The sequence below is a fragment of the Myroides odoratimimus genome, from assembly GCF_004337635.1.
In the GTDB taxonomy this organism is placed as follows: Bacteria; Bacteroidota; Bacteroidia; order Flavobacteriales; family Flavobacteriaceae; genus Flavobacterium; species Flavobacterium odoratimimum.
In genome coordinates this window covers 3,018,290-3,043,311 of record NZ_CP037427.1, presented here as the reverse complement: position 1 = coordinate 3,043,311, position 25,022 = coordinate 3,018,290, and the positions used below count along the sequence as shown (strand labels likewise).

At 32.0% G+C, this 25,022-nt stretch carries 26 protein-coding genes and 4 tRNA genes; 9 read left to right on the top strand and 21 right to left on the bottom strand.

Annotated elements, in window-relative coordinates; translation table 11 throughout:
* The 8 genes from E0Z07_RS13725 to E0Z07_RS13690 form a co-directional block, all read right to left on the bottom strand.
* Entirely contained in the window at positions 1-375 is a 375-nt protein-coding gene (locus tag E0Z07_RS13725) for a DUF3037 domain-containing protein (protein ID WP_006258834.1), read from the bottom strand.
* A complete protein-coding gene (locus E0Z07_RS13720; protein ID WP_006265323.1) occupies positions 362-1,156 on the bottom strand; it encodes a HipA family kinase in 795 nt (264 codons plus the stop codon). The genes E0Z07_RS13725 and E0Z07_RS13720 overlap by 14 nt, the downstream gene beginning before the upstream one ends.
* A 112-nt stretch (positions 1,157-1,268) precedes the next feature.
* Positions 1,269-1,820, bottom strand: a complete 552-nt coding sequence (locus E0Z07_RS13715; protein WP_006265322.1) for a DNA-3-methyladenine glycosylase I — start codon at positions 1,818-1,820, stop codon at positions 1,269-1,271.
* Positions 1,820-2,221: a hypothetical protein gene (locus E0Z07_RS13710; protein WP_006265320.1), complete on the bottom strand. Its 402-nt coding sequence runs from the start codon at positions 2,219-2,221 to the stop codon at positions 1,820-1,822. The genes E0Z07_RS13715 and E0Z07_RS13710 overlap by 1 nt, the downstream gene beginning before the upstream one ends.
* Before the next feature lie 121 nt (positions 2,222-2,342).
* On the bottom strand, positions 2,343-2,918 hold the full coding sequence (locus tag E0Z07_RS13705) for a hypothetical protein (protein ID WP_006258838.1): 576 nt from the start codon (positions 2,916-2,918) through the stop codon (positions 2,343-2,345).
* A gap of 145 nt (positions 2,919-3,063) precedes the next feature.
* Positions 3,064-4,467: a dihydrolipoyl dehydrogenase gene (gene lpdA / locus E0Z07_RS13700; protein ID WP_131540851.1), complete on the bottom strand. Its 1,404-nt coding sequence runs from the start codon at positions 4,465-4,467 to the stop codon at positions 3,064-3,066.
* Positions 4,468-4,580: 113 nt separating this feature from the next.
* A complete protein-coding gene (locus E0Z07_RS13695; protein ID WP_059051354.1) occupies positions 4,581-5,459 on the bottom strand; it encodes a diacylglycerol/lipid kinase family protein in 879 nt (292 codons plus the stop codon).
* Between the two features lie 358 nt (positions 5,460-5,817).
* Entirely contained in the window at positions 5,818-6,126 is a 309-nt protein-coding gene (locus E0Z07_RS13690) for a rhodanese-like domain-containing protein (RefSeq protein WP_006261228.1), read from the bottom strand.
* Positions 6,127-6,449: 323 nt separating this feature from the next.
* On the opposite strand from E0Z07_RS13690, the gene E0Z07_RS13685 reads away from it, so the two are divergent.
* The 6 genes from E0Z07_RS13685 to E0Z07_RS13660 all read left to right on the top strand — a co-directional run bounded on the left by E0Z07_RS13685 (position 6,450) and on the right by E0Z07_RS13660 (position 14,457).
* Positions 6,450-8,789, top strand: a complete 2,340-nt coding sequence (locus tag E0Z07_RS13685; protein ID WP_131540850.1) for an outer membrane beta-barrel family protein — start codon at positions 6,450-6,452, stop codon at positions 8,787-8,789.
* 240 nt (positions 8,790-9,029) lie between these two features.
* Positions 9,030-9,692 (top strand): thiamine diphosphokinase, encoded by a 663-nt coding sequence (locus tag E0Z07_RS13680; RefSeq protein WP_073144204.1) that lies wholly within the window; start codon positions 9,030-9,032, stop codon positions 9,690-9,692.
* A gap of 92 nt (positions 9,693-9,784) precedes the next feature.
* Positions 9,785-10,600, top strand: coding sequence for a helix-turn-helix domain-containing protein (locus E0Z07_RS13675; RefSeq protein ID WP_016649391.1), 816 nt, complete (start codon positions 9,785-9,787; stop codon positions 10,598-10,600).
* An 82-nt stretch (positions 10,601-10,682) separates the two neighbouring features.
* Complete coding sequence (locus E0Z07_RS13670; RefSeq protein ID WP_131540849.1) at positions 10,683-11,702, top strand: threonine aldolase family protein; 1,020 nt, start codon at positions 10,683-10,685, stop codon at positions 11,700-11,702.
* A 315-nt stretch (positions 11,703-12,017) separates the two neighbouring features.
* Positions 12,018-13,352, top strand: a complete 1,335-nt coding sequence (locus E0Z07_RS13665; RefSeq protein ID WP_131540848.1) for an autotransporter outer membrane beta-barrel domain-containing protein — start codon at positions 12,018-12,020, stop codon at positions 13,350-13,352.
* Positions 13,353-13,374: 22 nt separating this feature from the next.
* Complete coding sequence (locus E0Z07_RS13660; protein WP_006263601.1) at positions 13,375-14,457, top strand: imelysin family protein; 1,083 nt, start codon at positions 13,375-13,377, stop codon at positions 14,455-14,457.
* Positions 14,458-14,558: 101 nt separating this feature from the next.
* On the opposite strand, the gene E0Z07_RS13655 is transcribed toward E0Z07_RS13660, so the two are convergent.
* Genes E0Z07_RS13655 through E0Z07_RS13645 form a run of 3 tightly spaced genes read right to left on the bottom strand, consistent with a single transcriptional unit; the run spans position 14,559 to position 16,405 of the window.
* Complete coding sequence (locus tag E0Z07_RS13655) at positions 14,559-15,452, bottom strand: IS3 family transposase (RefSeq protein ID WP_131540847.1); 894 nt, start codon at positions 15,450-15,452, stop codon at positions 14,559-14,561.
* On the bottom strand, positions 15,446-15,760 hold the full coding sequence (locus E0Z07_RS13650) for a transposase (RefSeq protein WP_006260111.1): 315 nt from the start codon (positions 15,758-15,760) through the stop codon (positions 15,446-15,448). The genes E0Z07_RS13655 and E0Z07_RS13650 overlap by 7 nt, the downstream gene beginning before the upstream one ends.
* 42 nt (positions 15,761-15,802) lie before the next feature.
* Positions 15,803-16,405, bottom strand: a complete 603-nt coding sequence (locus E0Z07_RS13645; RefSeq protein ID WP_131540846.1) for a hypothetical protein — start codon at positions 16,403-16,405, stop codon at positions 15,803-15,805.
* A gap of 789 nt (positions 16,406-17,194) precedes the next feature.
* Here E0Z07_RS13645 and E0Z07_RS13640 point away from each other — a divergent pair.
* Entirely contained in the window at positions 17,195-17,989 is a 795-nt protein-coding gene (locus tag E0Z07_RS13640; RefSeq protein WP_316928210.1) for a lysophospholipid acyltransferase family protein, read from the top strand.
* A gap of 65 nt (positions 17,990-18,054) precedes the next feature.
* Here the strand turns inward: E0Z07_RS13640 and E0Z07_RS13635 are convergent, their stop codons facing one another.
* From E0Z07_RS13635 to pncA, 3 genes are all read right to left on the bottom strand, one after another.
* Positions 18,055-18,636 (bottom strand): outer membrane beta-barrel protein, encoded by a 582-nt coding sequence (locus E0Z07_RS13635; RefSeq protein WP_006261216.1) that lies wholly within the window; start codon positions 18,634-18,636, stop codon positions 18,055-18,057.
* 89 nt (positions 18,637-18,725) lie between these two features.
* Positions 18,726-19,268, bottom strand: a complete 543-nt coding sequence (locus E0Z07_RS13630) for a hypothetical protein (protein WP_006263598.1) — start codon at positions 19,266-19,268, stop codon at positions 18,726-18,728.
* A gap of 3 nt (positions 19,269-19,271) precedes the next feature.
* Positions 19,272-19,883 (bottom strand): bifunctional nicotinamidase/pyrazinamidase, encoded by a 612-nt coding sequence (pncA, locus tag E0Z07_RS13625; protein ID WP_006261214.1) that lies wholly within the window; start codon positions 19,881-19,883, stop codon positions 19,272-19,274.
* A gap of 188 nt (positions 19,884-20,071) precedes the next feature.
* On the opposite strand from pncA, the gene E0Z07_RS13620 reads away from it, so the two are divergent.
* Positions 20,072-21,247 carry a PDZ domain-containing protein gene (locus tag E0Z07_RS13620; RefSeq protein ID WP_006261213.1) on the top strand — a complete coding sequence of 392 codons (1,176 nt, stop codon included), beginning with the start codon at positions 20,072-20,074 and terminating at the stop codon, positions 21,245-21,247.
* Positions 21,248-21,290: 43 nt separating this feature from the next.
* Here the strand turns inward: E0Z07_RS13620 and E0Z07_RS13615 are convergent.
* The 7 genes from E0Z07_RS13615 to E0Z07_RS13585 form a co-directional block, all read right to left on the bottom strand.
* A tRNA-His gene (locus tag E0Z07_RS13615) sits at positions 21,291-21,364 on the bottom strand.
* A gap of 27 nt (positions 21,365-21,391) precedes the next feature.
* Positions 21,392-21,465 (bottom strand) — tRNA-His (locus tag E0Z07_RS13610).
* Positions 21,466-21,492: 27 nt separating this feature from the next.
* Positions 21,493-21,566 (bottom strand) — tRNA-His (locus E0Z07_RS13605).
* A 26-nt stretch (positions 21,567-21,592) separates the two neighbouring features.
* A tRNA-His gene (locus tag E0Z07_RS13600) sits at positions 21,593-21,666 on the bottom strand.
* Positions 21,667-21,745: 79 nt separating this feature from the next.
* Complete coding sequence (gene bshB1, locus E0Z07_RS13595; RefSeq protein ID WP_006258853.1) at positions 21,746-22,462, bottom strand: bacillithiol biosynthesis deacetylase BshB1; 717 nt, start codon at positions 22,460-22,462, stop codon at positions 21,746-21,748.
* A 34-nt stretch (positions 22,463-22,496) separates the two neighbouring features.
* Positions 22,497-23,555 carry a chorismate-binding protein gene (locus tag E0Z07_RS13590; RefSeq protein ID WP_131540845.1) on the bottom strand — a complete coding sequence of 353 codons (1,059 nt, stop codon included), beginning with the start codon at positions 23,553-23,555 and terminating at the stop codon, positions 22,497-22,499.
* A 116-nt stretch (positions 23,556-23,671) separates the two neighbouring features.
* Positions 23,672-24,094 (bottom strand): PaaI family thioesterase, encoded by a 423-nt coding sequence (locus E0Z07_RS13585; RefSeq protein WP_016361618.1) that lies wholly within the window; start codon positions 24,092-24,094, stop codon positions 23,672-23,674.
* A gap of 348 nt (positions 24,095-24,442) precedes the next feature.
* Here E0Z07_RS13585 and E0Z07_RS13580 point away from each other — a divergent pair, with 348 nt between their 5' ends.
* Positions 24,443-25,012, top strand: coding sequence for an L-threonylcarbamoyladenylate synthase (locus E0Z07_RS13580; RefSeq protein ID WP_006258856.1), 570 nt, complete (start codon positions 24,443-24,445; stop codon positions 25,010-25,012).
* Positions 25,013-25,022 lie beyond the last annotated feature (10 nt).

Below are 25,022 nucleotides of genomic sequence, written 5' to 3'. Positions count from 1 at the left end.
TTATAATACTAATTCTTTAAAAAGTCTAGTTAACACTTCCTCCATATCTTCAGACATACCAGGATGTGGACGAGAAGATTGTATACAAGAGCTCTTTACAGCGGTTAGCCATCTAAAGCGTTCTGCCGCATCTAAAGTTCCTATAGGTGATATTTTACACTGTCCCTTTGCAATGCGCTCAAAAGCATCTACGTGGTCTTTTAAAGTGTCAAAGTCTAACTCGCTTTCGAAGCATTCAATCTTCTTCTTGTCTAAATGAAATGAAGAGATCAACATTCGCTTAGCCTTACAGAATACTAATACCCCAATATTGATAAACTCTTCTCGTTCTACTTTAGGAGTGTACCTTATTATTGCATACTCATATACCTGCATCTTGATGTTTTTTTGCTTCGTTAACAAATAGATCAGAATTCGCTAATCTGTTCTTTAAAAAAGAGAAATAAACACTTCTTATCTCTTCAGGAGTCAAATCGCTCTCTTCCCATTCTAACCAATCAGTAGGTATCTGATCTGTAATACATTTAAGATCTTCTTCTTGAAGTAATGCTTTAAACTCTTTATCCACTATATCTAGCTCTTTTGCCACAGGTAGTAATACGTGATCCTTTATAAATGAGAAAGGAGTCAACGCACTTTTTTCCCAATTCGTAAAGGAATGATGGAAGTAAAAAGAAGCGCCATGATCTATTAACCACAACTCTTTATGCCAGATTAGCATATTCGTATTTCTAAATGTGCGGTCTACATTGGTGATAAAAGCATCTAGCCACACGATTTGAGAAGCTAATTTACTTTCTATCTCTAAAGCAGAAGGGTCGTAAGTCAAAGCTCCAGATAAGAAGTGAAGACCTAGATTTAAACCTTTACTAAACTGTAGTAGATCTTGTATTTCTTCATCTGCTTCTGTTCTACCAAAAGCCTCATCTAGCTCAGCAAAGACTAATTCAGGTACATTCAATCCTAATTTCTTAGCGATTAAACCACCTAATAATTCAGCAATTAATGCTTTGATACCATGACCAGCTCCTCTAAATTTTAATACATATTTAAAGTCGTCATCAGCATCTGCAAGTGCAGGAAGTGAACCTCCTTCTCGCAGTGGCATAATATACCTAGTAACAGTAACTGTTCTTAACCCCAATTGATTCTCCATTTGGCTATTTTATAATGAAATGATCATGCAATATTAACCAAAAAACCCCCAAAGTAACTTACTTTGAGAGTTAAATTTTAAACTACTGCATTCCAGTGATTGTATCTCTATTTTACTTGTCTAAGTAAAATCTTGTATTTTTATGGATAGGACAGTCTACTCGATGTGATCCTGGCAAATAAGCTGTACTCATTAAAAACTCATTTACGATCTCTCCTCCTACGAACTTAAAGTGTTTTTTAAACAACTTTAGCCATTCTTCTAGTGTATGCTCTTTATGTAGGTCTAACCAATTCTTAAAGCTTCCGAATTCTTTTTGTAACACGATGATTTGATTAGCATTATAGATGGCAGCATTAACCTTTAGTTTATTGCGAATAATCCCGCTATCTTGTAATAATCGATCAATATCAACCTGCGTAAAATTAGCCACCTTGTCTATATCAAACCCTACATAAGCTTTTTGGAAGCTTTTCCTTTTTTGAAGAATAGTATTCCAGCTCAGCCCTGCTTGGTTTATTTCTAAAACAAATCGTTCAAACAGCGCATTGTCATCCGTTAATTCGAAGCCATATTCATAATCGTGATAGTACTTATTAGGATTGTCAGAATCTAAAGGTAGCTCATTACAGAAATCACAATAATGCTTTTTAACAACAGCCATTAATTAATCACTTTTATTTTAGCATCGTTTAAGACCTTTCTGAATGCATTCTTAGCATCAGGAGTTTTAAGTCCAAACACATCTCTAGTCTTTCTATTATTCAGTTTTATCACCGCTTTAGTACCTAATGCTTTTGGCATCTTCACATACTTAATATCATATTTGTCTATAGAGTCAACAGCAGTTTGTATTAAGAAGTTCTTTACTGTAATATATAAGAAGGTAGCTACAATAATACAGAATACATAGTCCATCTCTTTAGGTTGTTGCCAGTTAGCAGTATAGAGCCTAGCCGCTCCTAAGATTAGGATAGCAGAAGACATAATCCTAGAAGATGTTAATCGTCCTTTTTGATTATCTGTTATTTCGAGCTTTTTAGTTTCTTTATTGAATTTGATCATTTATTTCAAGTATTTATAGTAACAAATCTACTAATAAAAAATAAATCTAAAAGCTAATATAATGTTAGTATTACAGATAATAATAAAGGGGTATTAAACGAACTTAATCCCCCTTATACTATTATTTAATATGGAAATACAAATAGCTTTTTCCTTTATTTAGACTCCCTTCAGAAACATTAGATAGCTTATCTTCTATTCTTAAATATCCTGCTTGAAAACCAACTTCTAATTCACCATTATATTTTAGTTTTGTTTCAATATAATAAGTTTTATCTGGATTTATTTCTAATTCTTCTTTAGTAGGAGCCCTTTTTATTTTGGTATAAATCTGAACGGGTAATTTTCCTGTTTCTTTTAACTCACTAAGAATAATCTCTTCTGGGAAATCCCAAAATAAAGCGCAAATATTTCCTACTTTCTTTTCGAATAAGTGATACGTCAATACTTCTCTTTTCATGTCTAGAAGCAGATAATCAGATTGTTTACAGGTTTTATTATCTTTTCCTATTAATCCTACTGGTTGACTTCCTATCTTATTACCTGCATATTTTAAAGTACCTACAGGCAATTCGTCTAGACTTTTTAAGCCACTATAAGGGGCATCAAATATAGGATCTCCTTTAGGAGTATTATCATCACTTTTACTACAAGATAAAGCTAATGCAGCAAAACAAAGAATTAAGTATTTTTTCATGTTTAATTGTTAACGTATAGTTAATGCAAACATAATTAAATTAACAATAGAAACAAATATTATTCTATGGTCTTAAGCTGGTAATTATAAATAAAAAAAGCCTAGAATATATCTAGGCTTTTCTATGTATTTCAGTATAATCAGCTTATACGTGTAATGCTCTGTTATCAGTTGCAGCTAACGCAGCTTCTTTAATAGCTTCTGCGAAAGTAGGGTGAGCGTGAGACATTCTAGAGATATCCTCTGCAGATGCTCTGTACTCCATAGCTACTACTGCTTCAGCGATTAAGTCTGCAGCACGAGCTCCTACCATGTGTATTCCTAATACTTCGTCAGTATTTTTATCAGCTAATATTTTAACTAATCCATCTGTTTCAGCACTTGCTCTTGCACGTCCTAAAGCTTTGAATGGGAAGCTACCAGCTTTGTACTCAATTCCTTCAGCTTTTAATTGCTCTTCTGTTTTTCCAACAGCTGCAACTTCTGGCCAAGTGTAAACTACACCAGGGATTAAGTTATAATCTATATGAGGTCTTTGGCCTGCTAAGAACTCAGCTACCATTACTCCTTCTTCTTCAGCTTTATGAGCTAACATAGCACCACGTACTACGTCACCGATAGCGTAGATATTAGAAGCAGAAGTTTGTAAATGATTATTTACCTCTACTTGTCCTCTTTCTGTTAATTTAACTCCAGCTTTGTCAGCGTTTAATCCATCAGTATATGGACGACGACCTACAGCTACTAAAGTGTAATCTCCTTCTAGAGTTACTAATTCTCCTTTTTTATCTTCTGCAGTTACTGTTACTACATCTCCTTCACGCACTACTCCTTGTACTTTGTGAGAAGTATAGAACTTCATACCTGCTTTTTTAAGCACTTTAGTTAATTCTTTAGATACAGCACTATCCATTGTAGGTAATACTCTATCAGCATACTCTACTACAGATACTTTAGATCCTAATCTCATGTATACTTGACCTAATTCAAGACCGATAACACCACCACCGATTACGATTAAGTGTTTAGGTACTTCAGGAAGTTTTAAAGCTTCTGTTGAAGTAATTACTCTTTCTTTATCTAAAGTAATGAATGGTAAAGTAGATGGTTTAGATCCTGTAGCAATAATACTATGTTTAGCTTCGAATGTTTCTACACTTCCGTCTGCTTTAGTTACATTGATAGTAGTTGCGTTCTCAAATGATCCAACTCCTTCAAAAACAGTAATCTTGTTCTTGTCCATTAGATATTTAACACCTGAAGATGTTTGATCAACTACTGCTTGTTTTCTTTCGATCATTTTTGATAAATCGAACTTTACTTCTCCAGTGATTTCTATTCCGTGATCAGCAAAATGAGCAATCTCTTCCATGTGATGAGATGATGCTAACAATGCCTTAGAAGGAATACACCCTACATTAAGACAAGTTCCTCCTAAGTTAGAGTATTTCTCTACTATAGCAGTTTTAAATCCTAATTGAGCACAACGAATTGCTGCTACATATCCTCCAGGTCCTGAACCAATTACAACTACGTCAAATGAATTCATAATATATTATCTTATTTGTTGTTTTTATATATCTTACAAAGTTACACTTTTTATATAATTTAGTCTAAAAAGAGAACTTTAAAGTTTCTTAATTTTATCAATAATAATCACTACTAGCACAATACTCTTAGTCCTCCTTTAATAACTCGGATCTCAAACTGATTAGTATCGTACTCATAATATTCTCCATCCATCTGAAAACCATTTCTTTCTTGCCCTATGATCTCTACTGTAATATAATCAGACTGAACATAATCTGTCTTTCTGAATTTCTCTGTTTTCTTTAAGATCACATAGAGTCCAAAAGTCAATTGTTTTAATAAATTGATTTTTGGCACCATTAGATAATCTAATAGTCCATCTGTCAGACTTGCTTTCGGAGTTAGAGACATATTATATCCCATCTCATTAGAGTTAGAGATAAATAATAGTAGCGGATTTACTTCTTTGGTTTGCCCTTTATACGTAACGAGCATTCTCTTCGCTTTATACTGTTGAGCAGAGTTTAATGCTGCTTTGATATAAGCACCTAATTTGCGCTTACCTGATTTTTCATAGTTATCTATAATAGTAGCATCTATACCGAATCCCATATTACTAAAGAAATATTCTCCATTAATACTACCGACATCCATATTCATTACTTTTCCATCGCGTACACGTATTATCGCCTGCTCTATATCTTTAGGAATAGATAGATTAGAAGCTAATCCATTACCTGAACCTACAGGTACTACACCAAATACAACATCCTTACCCACTACTTGTGTAGCTACTTCATGAATGGTCCCATCCCCTCCACAAGCTACGATAACATCTGCACCTGCTGATAGTGCCTGCTGTGTTAATTCGATAGCATGTCTCTTATAAGTAGAATATAGTACGTGTATATCAAATGCTTTTTCATCAAAGAATGTTTTAATATAATCTGCAGTAATATTGTGCTTTCCTTTTCCAGAAATTGGATTAACGATAAAAAAGATTTTTTTCATAATAAGATTTGAAATATATCATAGCTCGTACAGTATGTACGCTATGTGAATACAAATATACAAAGCTATTCTAATAATGATATCGCATAATACTTATGATATCCTTAAAATTTAGGTTAGCGTATCTTTTTATAGGCATACTGTACATCATAGATATAACGTCTCGCTTGCTGATTCTAGGGGATTGCTTGCGGTTTTCTTGCAGTTTCCTTGCCCAGAGCACCTCTTTCTCCAAGGAATGTGCAAGAATACCCCTAGCATAGTGCAAGTATATTCATCTATAAATAGATTAGAGATAAGATAAAATAACCGTATAGATGCAAAAAAGCCAACTCTAATGAATTGGCTTTAATATACTTTATTTAATAGGACCTTCCCATTCTGTAATCCCTCCTAAAAGGTTATGTGTCTCTTCGAAACCTAAAGACTCCATTACATGACATGCTTGGCTACTTCTTCCACCTGATTTACAATAGATATAGTAAGCTTTAGTTTTGTCTAGATTAGCTATTTCATCTAAAAAACCTTGTCCTTTATAGATATCTATATTGATAGAACCTGGGATAGCCTTCTCTTCTACTTCTTCTTCTGTACGTACGTCTAGTATAATAGCATTAGAATCAGCTTGCGCTTTTTCCCACCATTGTTCTTGTGATAAATTTGTCATTGTTTGTTCTTTTAGTAATTGGGTCAAATATAAAGTTATTCTATTTCAAATGAAATTTTTTTAAAATAAATTGATTTGACCTTGAACTATAACTTGAAATTCTTGAGGTATTTCTTACTCTTATCAGGATGGGCTTTCCTATTTATAAAAAGAATTTCTAGAAGCCCAAGTTATTGATATTAACAATTATATAATTTATTTTTGTTAAATTAATAAAATATTTTGTTTAATATAAACATTCATCTCTAATCTAAAGTCTATAAGCGCTTAGGTTATCTTAGATATTGTGCAGCATATCACTATTGATAATTAATTATTTTTGTATGAAGTATAGTTTATTTATCCTTTTTCTGCTTTTTACATTTACCTGTAAAGCACAGTATCGCATTACAGGGCAATTAAAAGATAACAATAATGAAGTTATCTTCAATTGTGCTATTAAATTGAAAAAACAAGATACAATTATCAAAAGTGTACTTTCTGATGAAAATGGCAAATTTACAATTGAGAATATTCAAGAAGGATTATATAGTCTAGAGTTAACCTCTGTTTATTATAATGATTATCAATCATCTATCAATATTATTAGTGATATTTCTTTAGGTGTAATCTTTCTTTCTGAAAAAGCTCTAGAGTTAGATGAACTTATTATTACAAGTCAAAGAAAACCTGTTAAACAAACTGATACAGGAGTTATTCTTAATGTGTCAGGCACACGATTACAAAATCAGCCTGATTTGATATCAATTTTAAATTACGCTCCTACTATATCAACGAATAATGGTCTTAAAGTATTGGGAGATGATAATATTCTGATACAATTAGATGGAAAAGATATTCAAATAGATAAAAGTAGAATCTCCACTTTTTTAGAAACAATAAATCCTAAAACAATCGAGAATATCGAAGTTATAGATCGAGTAGATGGAAGCGTTCAAAGCAATAAAACAAGCCTCATCAAGATTACGACTATCCAAAAAGAGGGCTGGAGCGGCAATATAAGACAAGGTCTTCTATATAATGACAAAGGTGGCTATTCTACTGATGCAAGTTTATTCTATAAAAGAGAACAACTTAGGGTATTTGGAAATTACTATCACTCAAGACACAAAACAAGTTCAAAAGGACATGAATCTCAGATAAGAAGTAATAGTCAACTTTATTATACAAATACAGAAAATAGTAAATTAAATAGAAAAAGTGACTATGTTACATTGGGGGCTGACTATGATTTCAACGATAATAGCAGTATAAGTTTTCTCTATCTCTTTGAAGATGACCAAGACCATGACCACCAACGTGAAGTATCTTCTCAAATTACTGGACATCTTATAGAGTCTGACTCTCTAGTCCTGTCCAAAGCCTATTTTAATCAAATAAATAAAATGCATTCTTTCTCATTATCATTTACTAATGTTTTAGATAGTTTAGGTTCTAAATTCAATACAAGTATTGATATTGCCAAAAAATATTATACTAACCCTTTTTATCAATTGAATTCTTTTCAAAATGATTATAATCTGATAAAAGAAGAAAATCAACAAAACTCTAAATCCAATAATGACATATATGCTTTTAATATTTCAAGGAAGAAGAAGTATCAAGATAATAAAGAATTTTCATTAGGAGCCAGAGCTTCTTTAGTAGATAATAAGGATGGCTTTCACTTTTTAGATTTAAAAAATGAACAATGGATAACCAATACAGATTTTTCAAATGATTTTTTTCTAAAGGAGTACATTCTATCTGTCTATTCTATTTTCTCTATGCCTATAAAAGAGAAATCTAAACTATCTTTAGGTCTAAGAGCTGAATATAACTATAATGATTATACAAATGGCTCTGTAGAAGGAAATAATCATAACTTAAGGCTATTGCCTAATATCTCCTACTCTACTAAAGTATGGGATAATAAACTTTATATTTCAGCTTCACAACGAGTATCAAGACCGAGTTACTCACTATTTAATCCCACTTATATTAAAAGTAGTCCCTTAAGTGCCTATATGGGGAATGAGAACTTAAAACCCATAGATATATACAGTTTACAAACAGGATATAGTTTAAAGAATAATTTACGATTAGATTTAAGATATCGTTATTTAGAAAATAATATTTTGACAATTCCTCGAAATACCAATGGAATCTTAATTACTAGCCCTACTAATATAGGGTATAGAAATGACCTATATACCTTTGTTTCTTTCCCTTATAAAATCAGTGATTGGTGGGAAACCAATACAAAATTGACAGGTGCTTACTTAGAGCTCAAGCTACCAACTCAAAAGTTTAGTTCACTATATGCTGATTTTAGTATAAACAATACTTTTTATTTACCTTTAGATATAGAATTAAACGCTTATTACTCTTATACATCGGCTTACAGAATGCTATACACTAAAAATAAGAATATTAATTCTTTAAATCTAAATATATCTTATCCTATATCTCGTTCATTTAATTTACATGCAGGAGTTAATGATGTATTTAATTCTCTTAGATCTAGTACTGAATATGATTTTAACGGTATATATAATTACAATTATAATAAATTTAATTCAAGGTCATTCTCTGTATCCGTTTCTTATAATTTCTCAAAGGGAAAAGAAGTAGATGATGATATAAGAAATACAGGTATAGAAGAAGAGAAAAGAAGGTTTTAAACTTTAAAATTATCTCTAGGTTAATCAAAAGAATTGTAATCTAGTTTTGATTTTTATCCTATCCTATTACTTTGATAAAACGATACTCTTTTATGTATTCAGTAATGAACTTATTTTAATTAGAATGCCTTTGAATACAATTCGTTAAAATAAATCTACAATCTTTTCTTGAAAAATTTAAAATAAATTGAGTCTATATCCTACATTATACCTTAATTTGCCTTACTAAAACTCACTAATATGTCTTCACATCATATCGTCAGAGATGACCAAGAGCCTGCTTTAATCATTGCTAATGGTGCTGCCTGCAGCCAAGAACTTATGGGACAATTACTTGAATGGTCTCCCCTAGTTGTTGTACTAGACTCAGCTATCGAGAGAGTAATTAATTTAGGTGTGAAAGTGGATGTTTTACTTGGTGATTTTGATAGAGACTTTGATGCAGATGCGTATAGAGAAAAACAGTATCCTATAGAGATCGTACATATCGCTGATCAGAACTCAACTGACTTAGAAAAGGCATTTGACTACCTTATAAAACGTGGTATACCAGCTGCCAATGTAATCTGGGCTACTGGTAAACGAGCTGATCATACTATCACAAATATTACGAATATCTGTAAATATAAAGATAGACTGAAGATAACGATGTATGATGACTACTCACGTATATACCCTCTACCTAATCACTTCAAAAAGTGGTACGAAAAGGATACAATTATTTCTCTTATCCCAGTAGGTGAAGTAAGTAATATTACAACAACGAATCTCCTCTACCCTCTTCAAAACGAATCTCTCGTACTAGGTGAGCGCACAGGAAGTAGCAATACAGTAGCTGAAGATGGACTAGTAACAATCGATTATCTAAATGGGAATCTTTTGATGATGGAATGTCATGATTAGTGATACTTAATTACTTTTCGTTTATATGCCTATGATATAAACTAGGTTTAAGAAGTATTATTATCTTTGTTTAAGATCTTAAGTAGATAAATATGGACTATTTAAAAGAAGGAGAACACTTTGGAGAAAAGAAACAACAACTCGTTGTGAAAGATGTTATTCTAAGCAAGGCAAATGCCTCTCCTACTGATCATATTCCATGGCATTATCACAAACATGCTTATTTCTTATACAATATAAATGGCTATTTAAATGAGGTAACTAAAAAAGGAACTTTAGAACTACTGCCTAATACACTCTTATACCACCATAGCCAAGAACCTCATTACAATAAAGATATCCAGAAAGAGTTTGATTTCTTACATGTAGAATTACCTTCAGCTTGGTTTTTAAAATACGATTTGTCTCCTAGCCTTATAGAAGGAGACTTACTCTTAAAAGATCCTAGTTTACAGACGTTATTTCATAAAATACATATAGAATCTCAATTAGCTGATCAGGCTACTAATCTTGCTATAGATGGCTTATTATTACAGACTTTTGGGCAGATAACACGTCTTCAAGCTCAGGACCTAGATACTCATAAACCGCTATGGGTTAATAAATTGATAGAACTAGTCAATGAAGAGCGTTGGGAAGTATTAAGCTTAAATTACCTTGCTACCGAATTACAATTGCATCCTGTTTATTTATCGAGGAAGTTTCCTGTTTATTTTAAAATGAGTTTTGGAGAATACGTAAGAGAGCAAAAACTAAAGAAAGCAATCGATTTATTGTTATACCACCCTATTAGTCAAGCTGAAGTAGCTTATCAATGTGGCTTCTCTGATGAGAGTCATTTTATACGCATCTTTAAATTAAAATATGGTGTGACTCCTGCTGTGTTTAAAAATCAACACAGAGGTTAAGTGTATTCTATTAGGTTTAGAACATTCTATTTTTTTATTTATTTCTACTGTATTTTTGTGTATCAATTAATACTAAGTGATTATGTACAGTTTTAAAAATGATTATGCAGAAGGCATGCATCCTAATATACTAAATAGAATAATAGAGACTAATCTAATCCAACAAGCAGGATATGGTGATGATGACTATACTTTAAGAGCAAAAGAATTAATCCAAGCTAAAATACAGAACCCTCAAGCACAGATCTACTTCGTGTCTGGAGGAACTCAAGCTAACTTATTAGTTATTTCTTCTATCCTACGTACACACCAAGCAGTTATAGCGCCTCAAACAGGGCATATCTTTGCGAATGAGACAGGAGCTATAGAAGCTACAGGACATAAAGTAATCCCAGTAGTGGCTACTAATGGTAAGCTAACGGCTCAAGATATAGAACGTACAGTAGGTGAATATGGATTAAGACCTCATGTGGTAGAACCTAAGATGGTGTATATTTCTAATTCTACAGAGCTGGGGACTATCTATACTAAGGAAGAACTAACTGCCATCTCTTCTATTTGTAAACAATTAGGGTTATACCTTTTTATAGATGGAGCTAGATTAGGACACGCATTGACAGCTGATAATAACGACCTTACCTTAAAAGATATCGCTGATCTAACTGATGTATTCTATATAGGAGCAACTAAAAATGGCGGATTATTAGGTGAGGCTATTGTGTTTAATAATACTGAATTAGCTACTTATTTTGATTATAATCTAAAACAAAAAGGAGCCTTACTGGCGAAGGGAAGATTATTAGGGTTACAATTTGAAACTTTATTTACAGATAATCTATATTTTGACTTAGCCAGCCACGCTAATAGAATGGCTACCAAACTAACAGAAGCATTTAAAGCAAAAGGATATCATTTCTTAGGAGATTCTACTACGAATCAGTTATTCCCTATTCTTCCTTTAGCACTGATAGAAGAGTTGAACAAAGATTATGATTTCTATATATGGAAAGCAATAGATCAAGAATATGCTGCTATTAGACTAATCACTTCATGGGCTACAGATGAGAATATGGTCAATCAATTTATAGAGAAGATAAAGTAATCCTTCTTAAATACCTTAATTAGGAAAAAGCCTCATAGTGTTTATTCACTATGAGGCTTTTTTTATTCAATTCTCTTCCATAAGTACCTTTCTTTTTTTAGAAGTAAAAAGAATAATTCAAAATAGTGTGGTTAATTATTTAAGACATTATTACTTTAATAATTGATTAATACCATTAATAGGATAAAATAGATAATTATTACTAAAAACTTTTAAAATTACGTTAACAAATATTAATATATAATATTTAATAAATCTAAATAAGTATATATTTGAAGAAAAATAAACACGAATATTCACTTTATAAGATATAAAATGAAGACAAAACTACTTGCTTGCCTGCTATTTACTAGCTCCCTTACCTACGCTCAAGAAAATGATTCTATCCAGAGGCAAATCTTAAAGGATGAATTAAAAAAAGAGATTATTAAAGAATTAAAAGAAGATAAAAAAAGATTGCTAAGTTGGGATAATTTTACACTTAGTGGCTATGGTGCTATTAACTATTATAACTACGGTAAATATGATACAGATCCTCAAATTAAAAACAAATTTGATGCTGAAAGATTAAATCTGTTTTTAGGTTATCATTTTAATGATTGGATTAGCTTAAAGACAGAAATTGAATTTGAACATGGTGGTACAGGTTCTACTATTGAACTAGATACTCAAGAAGAATTTGGAGAATATGAAAAAGAAATTGAGTCAGGTGGAGAAGTTAAGTTAGAACAAATATTTATAGACTTTAAAGTTCGCCCCTATTTTAATGTTCGTGTAGGTCGAATGAAACTTCACTTCAACTTAGCTCAGAATCTAGACAGACCCACTAACTACTTTACAGCTCATCGCCAAGAAATGGAAAACGAAATACTGCCATTAGGTTGGTATGAAAATGGTATTCAGTTCTATGGTACTTTTCTCAAGGATCGCCTTCGTTATGAAGTATCAATTACAAATGGACTAGACGCTACAGGATTTAGTTCTCGTAACTGGGTAAAAAGAGGACATCAAACTCGTTTTGAAATGGCTGTGGGTAATAGTTTAGCTTATACAGCTCGTCTAGACTATAAATTTGGAAAAAACAAAAATACCTTTGCTGGAGTTGCTGCTTATGTCAATGATGCCGCGGCTAATAGACCTAAAAAAGATATGGATGTTTCTGCTTATGTGACCATTTTTGAAGGGCATGTGAGTTATGATGAAAACTACATAAAGTTTAGTTCTGTATTCTTATATGGAAATATTGAAAACTCAAATATTGTAAGTAGAAAAAATGCTAATCTATCTAATAATCTAGGTGTTAAAAGAACCCCTGTCGGGAAGTCAATGATTGGTTTCTCTGGTGATATTGGATATGAAGTTTTACACTTCCTAAACTTCAAAACAAAGCAACAATTATATCCTTTTATGCGCTATGAGTACTACGATACAATGTATAAAACAGAAGGTGCAGTAGTACGTAAACCTAGATGGGAAAGAAGTGTTATAACTGGTGGTATCAACTGGTTTGTACACCCTCAGGTAGTTCTAAAAGCGCATTACTCTTCTAGAAGATTAGGTTCTGATCACTTTGACCCTATTACTTCATTAAACACAGGTGAAAAACAGCGAGAAAACACCTTTACTGCTGGAATAGGATTTACTTTTTAATTTAATTAACTCAAATAACACAATGAAAATGAAACACAAAATTTTAACATTAGGACTTATCACGATGTCATTTATGATGACTAACTGTAGTAACAATGATGATAGTCCCACTATAGATGATAGCAAAGATAAATTACATACAGCTGTCATTACTGACCTTACGGGTAATATAATTATCGAGACATATAAAGAGTTAAATAATAAAGCTATAGCGTTAGATAAAGCAATTAGTACCTTTAACACAACATCAACTCAACAAAACTTAGAACTTGCAAAAAAAGCATGGGTAGACACTCGTATACCATGGGAATTATCTGAAGGTTTTCTTTATGGACCTGTTGAAACTAATGGTATTGATCCTGCTATGGATACTTGGCCTGTAGATGTAGAAGCGATGAATAATATTCTAAAAAGTAATCAAAAAATAACTCCATCTTTGATTAGTTCTAATAATGAAGCAAGAGGTTTTCACCTAATAGAGTTTTTATTATGGGGAGAAGATGGTGCTAAAAAAGCTGAACAAATTACAGCTAGACAAAAAGAATATCTTAAAGCTGCCTCTGAAGATTTACAGAACAATACTAAGTTTCTATATAATGAATGGAAATCAGATGGTGGAAACTATGCCGCTGTCTTTAATACTGCAGGAATGGGATCTAAAAAATACCCGTCAAGAATAGCAGCATTAGAAGAAATAGTAGAAGGACTAATCACTATATCAGATGAAGTAGCAACTGGTAAAATAGAAGACCCCTTAAACCCTGAAGGAAGTTCTCCTTTCCCTGAAAAAGAAGAATCTCGCTTCAGTAATAATTCTAAACAAGATTTTATTGATAATATTAAAGGAATTGAAAATGTTTACTTAGGAAAGTATAATAAACAAGTAAAAGGATTATCAACTCTAGTAGCAGAAAAAAATAAAGCTTTAGATAATGAAGTGAAAGCTGCAATTACAACAGCTATTAAAGATATAGAGGCTATACCTGGTACCTTCACACAAGCTATTTATAAAAATAGACCTCAGGTAATCAAAGCTCAGAACAGTGTTAATGAACTTACTAAGTTATTAAAATCTAAACTTAAACCCTTTATAAATTCATTATAGATTATATCAAAAAAACGTAAGGTAAGAGTCTATTTTATATATAAATAGGTGTTTTGACCCCTATAAACCTAGAGTATTTTTAAATTTTAAAGTATAATGTTTTAGGCTACTTTTTCTCTACTACAAATCAAGTGTTTGTCCTTTTCCCATTTCTCCATTGGAGTGATTTTTCCAAGCAAACCATGTAGTCTTTTGTTATTATAAAATACTACGTACTTCTTTAATATTTGTTCTATTTGTCCAAAAGTAAAGTATTCAAATTTAGTAAAAACCTCTCTTTTTAAAGTACCGTGATAGGCTTCTATGTGAGCATTTTCCTCTGGTGTTGCTACGTGTGTAAATTCTTGTGATACACCTACTAAGGAAAGATATTCTCTTACATTCTTGGCAATAAATTGACTACCATTATCCGATCTAATAACCACATTTTTAGGGTAATCTAACTCTTCAAAAAGCCCTGACAATAATTCTATTACCTGCTTCTGCTTAATATTAAAGCTGAAGTAGTCTTTTAATATTCTACGACTGTGTACATCAATTATAGAAAGTAAATAAGCATTTTTACCTTTTTGTGGTATCCATACCATCTTAATATCCATTTCAATACACTCTAAGGGTCTTGTAGTCTTTACTTTACGATGCTTAACGTACTTCTTATTCGAATGATCTCTAGTTATACGAGTTTGTAAAAGTTTGGCGCTTTTCATGATACGAAATACTTTTTTATGGTTAATGGTGTACCCTTCGCGTTTAAGATACTCGCTCATCATACGGTAACCACAATCCATAAAATCACCCTTTAAAAGCTCTTTAATTGACTCTACAACAGTTTGTTCGTTAACCCAACCTTGGGTTTTATGATAGGTTAATAAAGTAGCTTTATTACCTTTTGACTTGCCAGAACCCTTGAAGTAGTACGTGCTTTCACTTAAGCCAATCCAATGTATTAGTTTAGCTTTACTTTTTTGATATTTACTATAAAAGTAATCTACCAGATCTTTTTTGGATCGGATGTCCCAAACTTTTTTTTTAGCAGTTCACGTTGAACTTCTAATTCTATTTCTTTATCACTTAGTAGTTTACGAAGAATCTTATTCTCTTCTTCTGCTTTTTTAAGTTCTTTTGATTTGTCAGAAACAGCAGGTCTTAATCCTGATTCTCCTTGAGAATCGAATTTCTTCTTCCATGAGTAGAAAGTACCTGTACTTAAACTGTATTTACGACAAGTTTCTATTGCCCCATTTTCTTCTGCTTCTTGTAAAATTGATAGCTTCTCAGATAAGCTCCATTTCTTGTATTTCATAAGTCCAAAGTTATGTAATTAATTTACTAATTTCACTCCAGCTTATTTAGGGGCTAATATACCTCCTATAAATGAAACAGGAATAGCTTTTTTAATTGTATAATGTAACACTCCTTTTTCATCTTGGGTTACTTCTACAGCGTCTACAAGATAATCATCACCGATGTACTCATATTTAGCATCTTGATAGTTTTTCTTATTAGCTCCTATTCTAATTGCTACGGTAGCTAATCTATCATGACCAATAGGAAATTTACCATTAGCTAAAACAAAAGTTCTAGACCTTACTACTGTATATAGTCCTGGCTCAGGTTTATTAATATTAATCGTCAAAAGACCTCCTGGAAAATCGCCATACTTAGCATCATCTTTTGATGGAAAAAAGTCAGTATCAGTCATTGTTATAAAAGTATCATTATAACTCTTGCCTTCTCTATGACGAGGTAAGTAATTCCAATATTTATAAGTTACGTTCTTATTATCTATTCTCATATTTACAGAGAAAGAACCATAAGAGTTTTTAGAACTAGGGACTTCTTCTATAGGATCTGTTTCTCCAGGATCTGCTTCTACACTTCCATTATCACTACTACAAGAAGAAATAGATAATGCTATCATCATGATGATTACACTAATTTTTTTCATTTTTAATCTGATTTTTAATTAATATTCTAATAATGTGTAGTAAGGATTTTTAATAAAGGATACCGAAATTAACATTATATTTTGGTTAAAAAAAATGTAGTATTGTATTTAGAGTTAGTATAAAAAATATCATTAGTGTCCGATAATACTTTTTTATTTCATACTAAACCTAAAAGGCTGTCAAAACAGAGAGACTTGTTTTATCTTTTAATATTTGTACAAAAGAAACTGATTAGCACTACTAAAACTAAACATTAAACAGGGTTTTCTTCGGGCGTTGATTAGAGAGTCTTTTGGAGTTCTTCGGAAAACTGGCCTTCCTTCCGAAGAAACACTGAATTATTCCGACGAGGTTCCGAAGAAACGCATAGTACCAATATCTTTTGTTGTTGAAAATCAGTTAATTAAAAATTAATTATAGGAAAAAAGTGGAACTTTTTGGAAATAAAGAGAAGTTTTTGGAAAGAAGTGGAAGCTATTCTAAAAACTTGTTCTTTTCGATCGTAGTTTTGCCATGTAATCAGTAAAAGAAATATGTTCTAATTGGAATCCTTTGATTTTTCCTGATAAACCAAGTGTTTCAATAGATACTTTACGAAGTGAATTACATTAGGCAACAACAATAAAATAGTATACTTATATGATGGTCTTTGGATTTGAATTTCTTTATATAGCAATCAGAATTAACCTTTACTACTTTTATACTTAAAGAAGTACGATGGAATAATAACCATTAATCACATCAGTATCACCGATGGTCAAAGACTTTTAATGGCATAAAAGAGAGCAATTATATTTGCTCTTCAAAAAAAAGTTATGCAGTATATTTATAATTCTATTGGGTTTTTCTTAAGCAAGGTGTTTCATTACAGAGTCAGCGTATCCCTTCAAAATATAACAAGGGCTTTCCCAAATGCTTCTTATCAAGAGGTGGCACACTATCATAAACAATTTTATAGAAACCTTAGTCGTGTACTAGTTGAAACGCTATTTTTTAAGAGACAATTACTATATCTAACACAAGGAACAAAAGACAATTTAGAAGAGATTAAAAAAGAAAATAAAAATATAATATTAATACTTGGTCATTATGGAAATTGGGAATTAATAAAGCAACTCCCACTCTCTACTAACATACAAGTACAAGCGCTATATAAGCCTTTAAAGAACAAATTTTGGAATAATAGAATCAAAAATCGTAGACAAAAATATGGTATCCGTCTTATTCCTTCACAACATGCTCTACGCATATTACTTAAAGAGAAAGATACTAATACTATGACTGTATTTATTGCGGATCAGTTTCCTGGTAAAAACAAGGGAATAAAACTCTCATTCCTAAACCAACAGACTAATATCTATACAGGTGCAGAACAAATAGCTAGAAAGCTCAATGCCTATGTATTATATGGAGAAATAACACCTTTTGGCAATAAGAAATGGCAATTATCTATAAGTACTATTTGCAAAGAAGCTACACAGACAGAACAAGGTTTTATTTCAACTCATTTTACTAAAGAATTAGAGAGAAGTATTCAGAAAAACCCTACTTTATGGCTGTGGTCTCATAAACGATGGAAATAGTATATACAAAAAAGCCAGAGCAATATGCTCTGGCTTTTTTTATTCATTTTAATCACCTTAAATGATTAGTTTTTTCCTAAGAAAATTTGGAATCCTACTGCTAAACCAATACCATTTTGTGCTTTTGAATCAGCAACATTAGATTTACTATAGTTGTATCCTACAGTAGCCTCTAAAGCGACATTACGAGATACGAAGTGAGAATAACCTCCTTTTATATCAAAAGCAAAAGATGTTTTACTTGTTGCATTTTCTGTACCTGATATACCAATTGCTCCTTGTCCAAAGAATCTACCTGTAGCGCTTGCTCCTTCTGGGAAGTAGTAACGCGCAAATGGCATAACTTTATAATTCCAGTCATCTTTTACTGGTTTCTTATGTGTTGTTACACCAGCTCCAACTTCTAAACCAACTGCAAATCCATCAGAAATAAAATATCCTGCACTTGGATTAATATTAAGATTAAAACTTTTGTCTTCAAAGCTATAGCCTGTTGATCCTACAGAAGCTCCTACCATCCAGTTTCCTTTTTTAATAGGTGTAGTACCTACTTTTTCTGATAATTTTGGAGTTTCTACGTTGATTTGAGCATTAGCAGTTGTAATTCCAGCTACTAATAATGCTACCAATAAAGTAATCTTTTTCATAATTTTTACTGTTTAATTTGTAATCCTTTTACTAGACTAATTAGTATTTGTTTTAATAAAAGCTAAATTAATAAATTTAAACGTATTTATTACTGTTTTTTCAATAATTCTTGTTTTAGTTTAAGGAATTCAATATTTGAATTCACTAAACCATTTATCAAGAATGTTCTAGCTTCTTCAATATTAATAAAGTCTAGATACTTATACCATCCATCTGTTTCTAGTATCTCTTTGATCTTCGTAATCCTCTTTGCAGTCTCAGAAGCACTTCTCAACACATGGTTTGTATCATTAAGACAACCTTTATGCTTAAAAGTCACATATTTTTTTTCTTCATCTATGATTATCGCGTATAAAGGTTCTTGTTCATTGTTAGGAAAGAAGCTATCCCAGGTAGCATAGGCTAATGTATATACACTATTCTTATACTCATCAGACGTGATCTTCCATCTACAGTTAGCTGCTCTACCCCAGTGGTTTGCATACCTCGCTACCCCTTTCTCATCATAATAATACATACTCCCCGTCTTGCTTTTGTAATCAGGTTTTCTCCCTTCGATAAATGACATAGGTATTTCTTGCCATTCGCAATAGGTGTGTTTAAAAAAGTTGAATCTACTGTATTTTTTCATTGTTTAATCTAACTCTTCTTGATTTTTTAGGATAGTAATACCTAAGGTTTCCATTTCTTTTTTTGCGTTCACTAAACCTTCTGCTGTAATAGGTTTAGTAGCAAAATCCAAAAAGAACGTCTTGATTCCAGCTTCTTGGGCATCTTTTGCACTAAAATAAACACAGAATTCTGCCGCTAATCCACAGACGTATAGTTCTGTTACTTTTTTATCTTTTAGAAACCCTAGAAGACCTGTACTATGCTGGTGATCATTGTCGTAAAAACCACTATAGGAGTCAACTTCTACATTCATTCCTTTTCTAAAAATAGCTGCTACTTTAGTAGTATCCCATTCAGCAGTAAACTCAGCTCCTTTAGTTCCTTGTACACAGTGATCTGGCCAAAGTACCTGTGGTATTCCATTAAGATTAATTACATCAAATAATTTATTATCTGGATGTTGGCTGGCAAAACTCTTATGGTTATTAGGATGCCAATCCTGAGTTGCTATGATTAAATCAAATTGCTTTTGGATTGTATTAATAACAGGGATAATCTTATCCCCCTCTTCTACAGCTAAGCTCCCCCCTGGCAAAAAATCATATTGTAAGTCTACTACTAATAATGCTTTCATATCGAGATTTATAAATATATGTGTTCTAGAACAAAAATACTAAAAGAGTAGCATTAGAGATAGTGATTATGCATATTACTTAGTCTTCCTTTCTATTAGTAAAAAGTATACTAAACAGATATATTTGTTTTATTTAATAACTTTATATTTGTAATCAATTAAAATTAACTCTCAACACATAATAAAATATGTTTTTTAACAACAAAACAAACATAATAACTGTATTAGTCTTATTGTTCTCTTTTAACTTATTTGCACAAAAAGGAATTTTTAAAAAAGGAATTATAACCCCTAGTATTTATAATGAAATTTTAAATTACACACTAAAAGAGGACCATATCTATGTGGATGTAATTATTGAAAATAAGATCTATAAATTCATTGTAGATACTGGTGCACCGACATCAATTACTTTTAATGTAAAAGGAGATTTTAAGTTTATATATGAAGACGAACTACATGATGCTTCTAACAATGTATCTAAAGTTAAGTATGTAAGTATTCCAAGCATTAAAATCGGAAACTTAGAATATAAAAACTTTACTGCTGTTCAAAGTGATATGGATGCATTTAAATCATTAGGTGTAGATGGTCTGATAGGTGGCAATATGATAAGTAAAAGTTGTTGGGATTTTGACCTTGAAAACAATAGGATAACACTCTCTAATACTTTAGATAAAAAAGAAATAGGCTTATTTAACAAAGTTAAAGTAAAAAAAGAGGATACAGGTACTCCTACCCTAACAATGTCTTATTTTAATGGTCTAAAAGAAAAGAATATTTTCTTTGATACAGGTTATAATGATTTCTTTTACCTAAGTGAAGATATGTTTAATACTTTGAATGATAAAAAAGTATTTTCTAAAGCACTTACTGGTGAGGGGGTGATTAGTTATAGTGCTTTTGGTCCAAGTATAGGTAAAACATACATTGCTCCTTTAGAGATGAAAATAGGTAATTATGAAATCCCTGTATTTATCACTGCTGTAGATGTAGATGATACTAGTAACTTAGGATCTAAATGGCTCCAATATTATCGCACCATCTTATATAAGAATCACTTTTATTTTAAACCATACAATAAAAGCTTTTCTCAAACTTATGAAAATATAGGGATTAAAACTAAACTAAAGAATAATGAACTAGTTATTTCTTTTGTTTGGGACAGTCCAGCTATTAGAAAGAATAACCTAAAAATAGATGATAAAATATTATCAGTAAATGATAGAGAGATAAGCGCTATGTCTAAAGAGGAACTTAAAGAAGTACAACGCAATGCATTTAAGGCAGATAAAGTAAAAATAGAAGTGAATACAAAAGGTAATTTTATTGAATTAAATAAAGAAACAATCTTGAGTATTTAAAAACTAAAAAAGGCATTCAATTTATTGAATGCCTTTTTTTTAGGGTAACTAATGGGTTTCGAACCCACGACCTTCGGAACCACAATCCGACGCTCTAACCAGCTGAGCTATAGCTACCATTTAATTTCAATAAAAAGTACTTAGGGTAACTAATGGGGTTCGAACCCACGACCTCCGGAACCACAATCCGGCGCTCTAACCAGCTGAGCTATAGCTACCATTTAATTTCAATAAAAAGTACTTAGGGTAACTAATGGGGTTCGAACCCACGACCTCCGGAACCACAATCCGGCGCTCTAACCAGCTGAGCTATAGCTACCATGTTAAACAGTATTAAAATACTAGGGTAACTAATGGGTTTCGAACCCACGACCTTCGGAACCACAATCCGACGCTCTAACCAGCTGAGCTATAGCTACCATGTTTCTGTTTAACGAGTGCAAATTTAGCGATTATTCTATACTTCGCAAGCTTTTTTGCTTATTTTTTACACTAAATTTATATCAAATCTTCTAAAGTATTGACTGCTAAATACCTTTCAACTGTAAAACCTTCAGCAAAATCTTTATTTATTAGTCTTCCTAGGTCCTGCGCACGATAAGTTATACTATCTAAGAAGTTTTTTGACGTGATTGGAGTACTCGGTTCTTTAGAATTTTGATCAAAGAATTGCGTACTATATGCCATAACAGAATCAACTTTCTGATCCATGAAGCCAGTTACATCTACAACGAAGTCTGGCTCTATGTTTTTCCATTGTATATAATGATATACAACCTTAGGTCTCCATGCTTCTTGTTCTTCTCCATCTAAGCTAGTTTCTATCTTTCTCAATCCTGAAAGGAAACAAGCATCAGACACTAATTTACTCCCTTTTCCATGATCGATATGTCTATCGTCAATAGCATTACACAATACTATTTCTGGGCGATACTTACGGATCATTTTAATAACTTCTAACTGATGCTTTTCATCATTAATAAAGAATCCATCTCTAAACTTTAAATTCTCTCTTGCAGACACTCCTAATATAGCCGCAGCGTTAGTTGCTTCTATTTTTCTAATCTCTGCAGAACCTCTCGTTCCTAATTCTCCTTGGGTAAGATCAATAATCCCTACTTTTTTCCCTAGAGAAACTTCCTTCGCAATAGTTGCTCCACATCCTAATTCTACATCGTCTGGATGAGCTCCAAACGCTAATATATCTAATTTCATTTGTTGTTTTTTATTATTCTGTAATTCACAATTCTTAAATGAATACCTGTTTCATGGTAGAAGACTTATTCACTGTTTCTATAAATTCGCTTGATGGATCACTATCTATAGTTACCCCACAGCCAATATAGAGGTTAACACTATCCTCTTCTATATTCATACAACGCAAATTTACAAATAGATTCGTTTCATCTGTATTTTCTTGTTCTACATTGCAATTTAATTCTCCTAAATAACCAGCATAATACCCTCTATAATATCCTTCTTCTCTAACCAAAAAATCGCGTGCTACATCCTTTGGCATCCCACAAACAGCAGGAGTAGGATGAAGTGCTTCAACTATTGGTTTAAGGCTGTTGTTGCTTAATGTAGCAGTAATATCTGTACAAATATGCATCACTTTAGCCGCACGTTTAGAGTAAGGTTCTGAGGTTGTTATATCTTGGACAAATGGTCTTAAAGTTTCTGTAATAAAATCCGTTACAAATAATTGTTCTTCTTGTTCCTTAATCCCCCACTCTACTACTTCTTGCCCATGATTTACTTGTGTGCCTGCTAGAGCCATTGTTTTTAAAGTATTGTTCTTTATAGATAATAATGTTTCTGGTGTTGCTCCCATCCACAGTCCTATTTCTGGATGATATACTAAAGAACAAAATGCCGTTGGATAAGTATTACACAATTTATTAAATAACTGTCCTAAATCCTCTACTTGATAAGGAACATTTTCTTTTCTAGAAGGAACTACTTTTCCAAATTGTTTATCTCTAATAGCACTTACACAACGTCTTACCAGATCTTCAAAATCCTCCTTAGCTTTCTTATCATCATAATTAAGGTTCACTTCAGGAAGGTCTAAAGCAAGATCTCCTTGTGCTTCCTTTATAATAGCAGACTCTGCTAATGGAATATAAAAACGTGTCCCTTCTGCAAAAGGTGCAAATACAAAACCCTGTTCTTCAAATGTCTCCACCTTATGAAGAGCATACGTTTTTTGAAATAACCCTACTATTGTTTTAGAATTTGGTTTGCGATAGACTGCAAAAGGCTTTTGATCCGCATACTGCTTCGCTAAGCATTTAAATAAATACATCTTTTATGTTGATTTGTTTTTCTGTGCTTTTGTTACTTTGTTTTTGCTCCACGAATTACACTCTTAAATTTACATCATCCTCATCACAAAAGACCAAAATAACAAAATCACTTTAATTATTTATCGATAACGATATTTGTAATTTTACAGATAGAAACTAATACATCATTCTCATCTGTTATTCTTATTTCCCATAAGTGCAGTGTGCGTCCTCTGTGTAATAATCTAGCTGTTCCGATTACATAACCAGATCGCTTACTCTTTACGTGATTAGCAGAAATCTCTATACCTCTTATTTCCTGTTTAGTAGGATCTATTAGCATTAGAGAAGCTCCACTTCCTAGACTTTCTGCTAATGCCACAGATGCTCCTCCATGTAAGAGCCCCATAGGTTGGTGTACTCTTGGATTGACAGGCATTTTAGCTACTAAAAAATCAGGTCCAGCATCTATATATTCTATGTCGAGTGTCTCCATAAGTGTATTCTTACACACTTTGGCATACATTGCTAATAATTTATCTTTATCAAAGTCTTTCATATTCTTTTTGCTCATTGTTTGTTAGAAGTTTTAAAAACATAGATTGAGCGATAGTTTAACTAGAAGAATTGAGTTTAAAAAATCGCTGTTTAAATATACTAAATCAAATTTATAGAATACTAACTAAAACCACTGACTTTACAGTTGTCTTCTCTATTTTCTATATAATTTAGACTCTTATAGAGGCTTTAAAATTAAAGGAAAATAACTCTTGAATTCTTAAAAATATTATAATTGTTTTGAATTTGGCTTAGTCCGCATTTTTAATGACTTCTATCAGTTAGTTCTATCCTATTTTTTTAGTAATTTTACCTCCTTGATTATAACGATACTATTTACAACAAAATAATGGAAGATATCCAACAAGAAGTTTTCAATGCATACGAAGTCATTAAAAATGGCGGGATTATCTTATACCCTACTGATACTGTATGGGGAATAGGATGTGATGCAAATAACCCTGAAGCTATCAAAAAAATATATGCACTTAAAAAGCGTGCAGAATCAAAAAGTATGATTGTCTTAGTAAATGAGAGAATATTCCACAGAGTATTCAATGCTCCACCAGCTGTGACATGGGATATCTTAGACTGCAGCGAAAAACCTACTACCTTAATCTTAGACAACCCTAAGTATGTAGCTAAAGAAGTAGTATCAGCGGATAACTCTTTAGGTGTTCGTATTGTAGAAGAGCCTTTTTGCTTTAGATTAATTGAAAAAATGAAATCACCTTTGGTATCTACTTCTGCCAATATTAGTGGAGAACCTTCTCCTGCTAACTTTAGCGAAATTAGCAAAGAGATTATCGAAGGAGTTGATTATGTAGTAAACCTACGTCAAAAAGACACAAAGCCTGCAAAGCCTTCTACAATTATTAAATTAAAAGATAATAGCCTAGTTACTATCATTAGAAAATAGTACCTCCTAT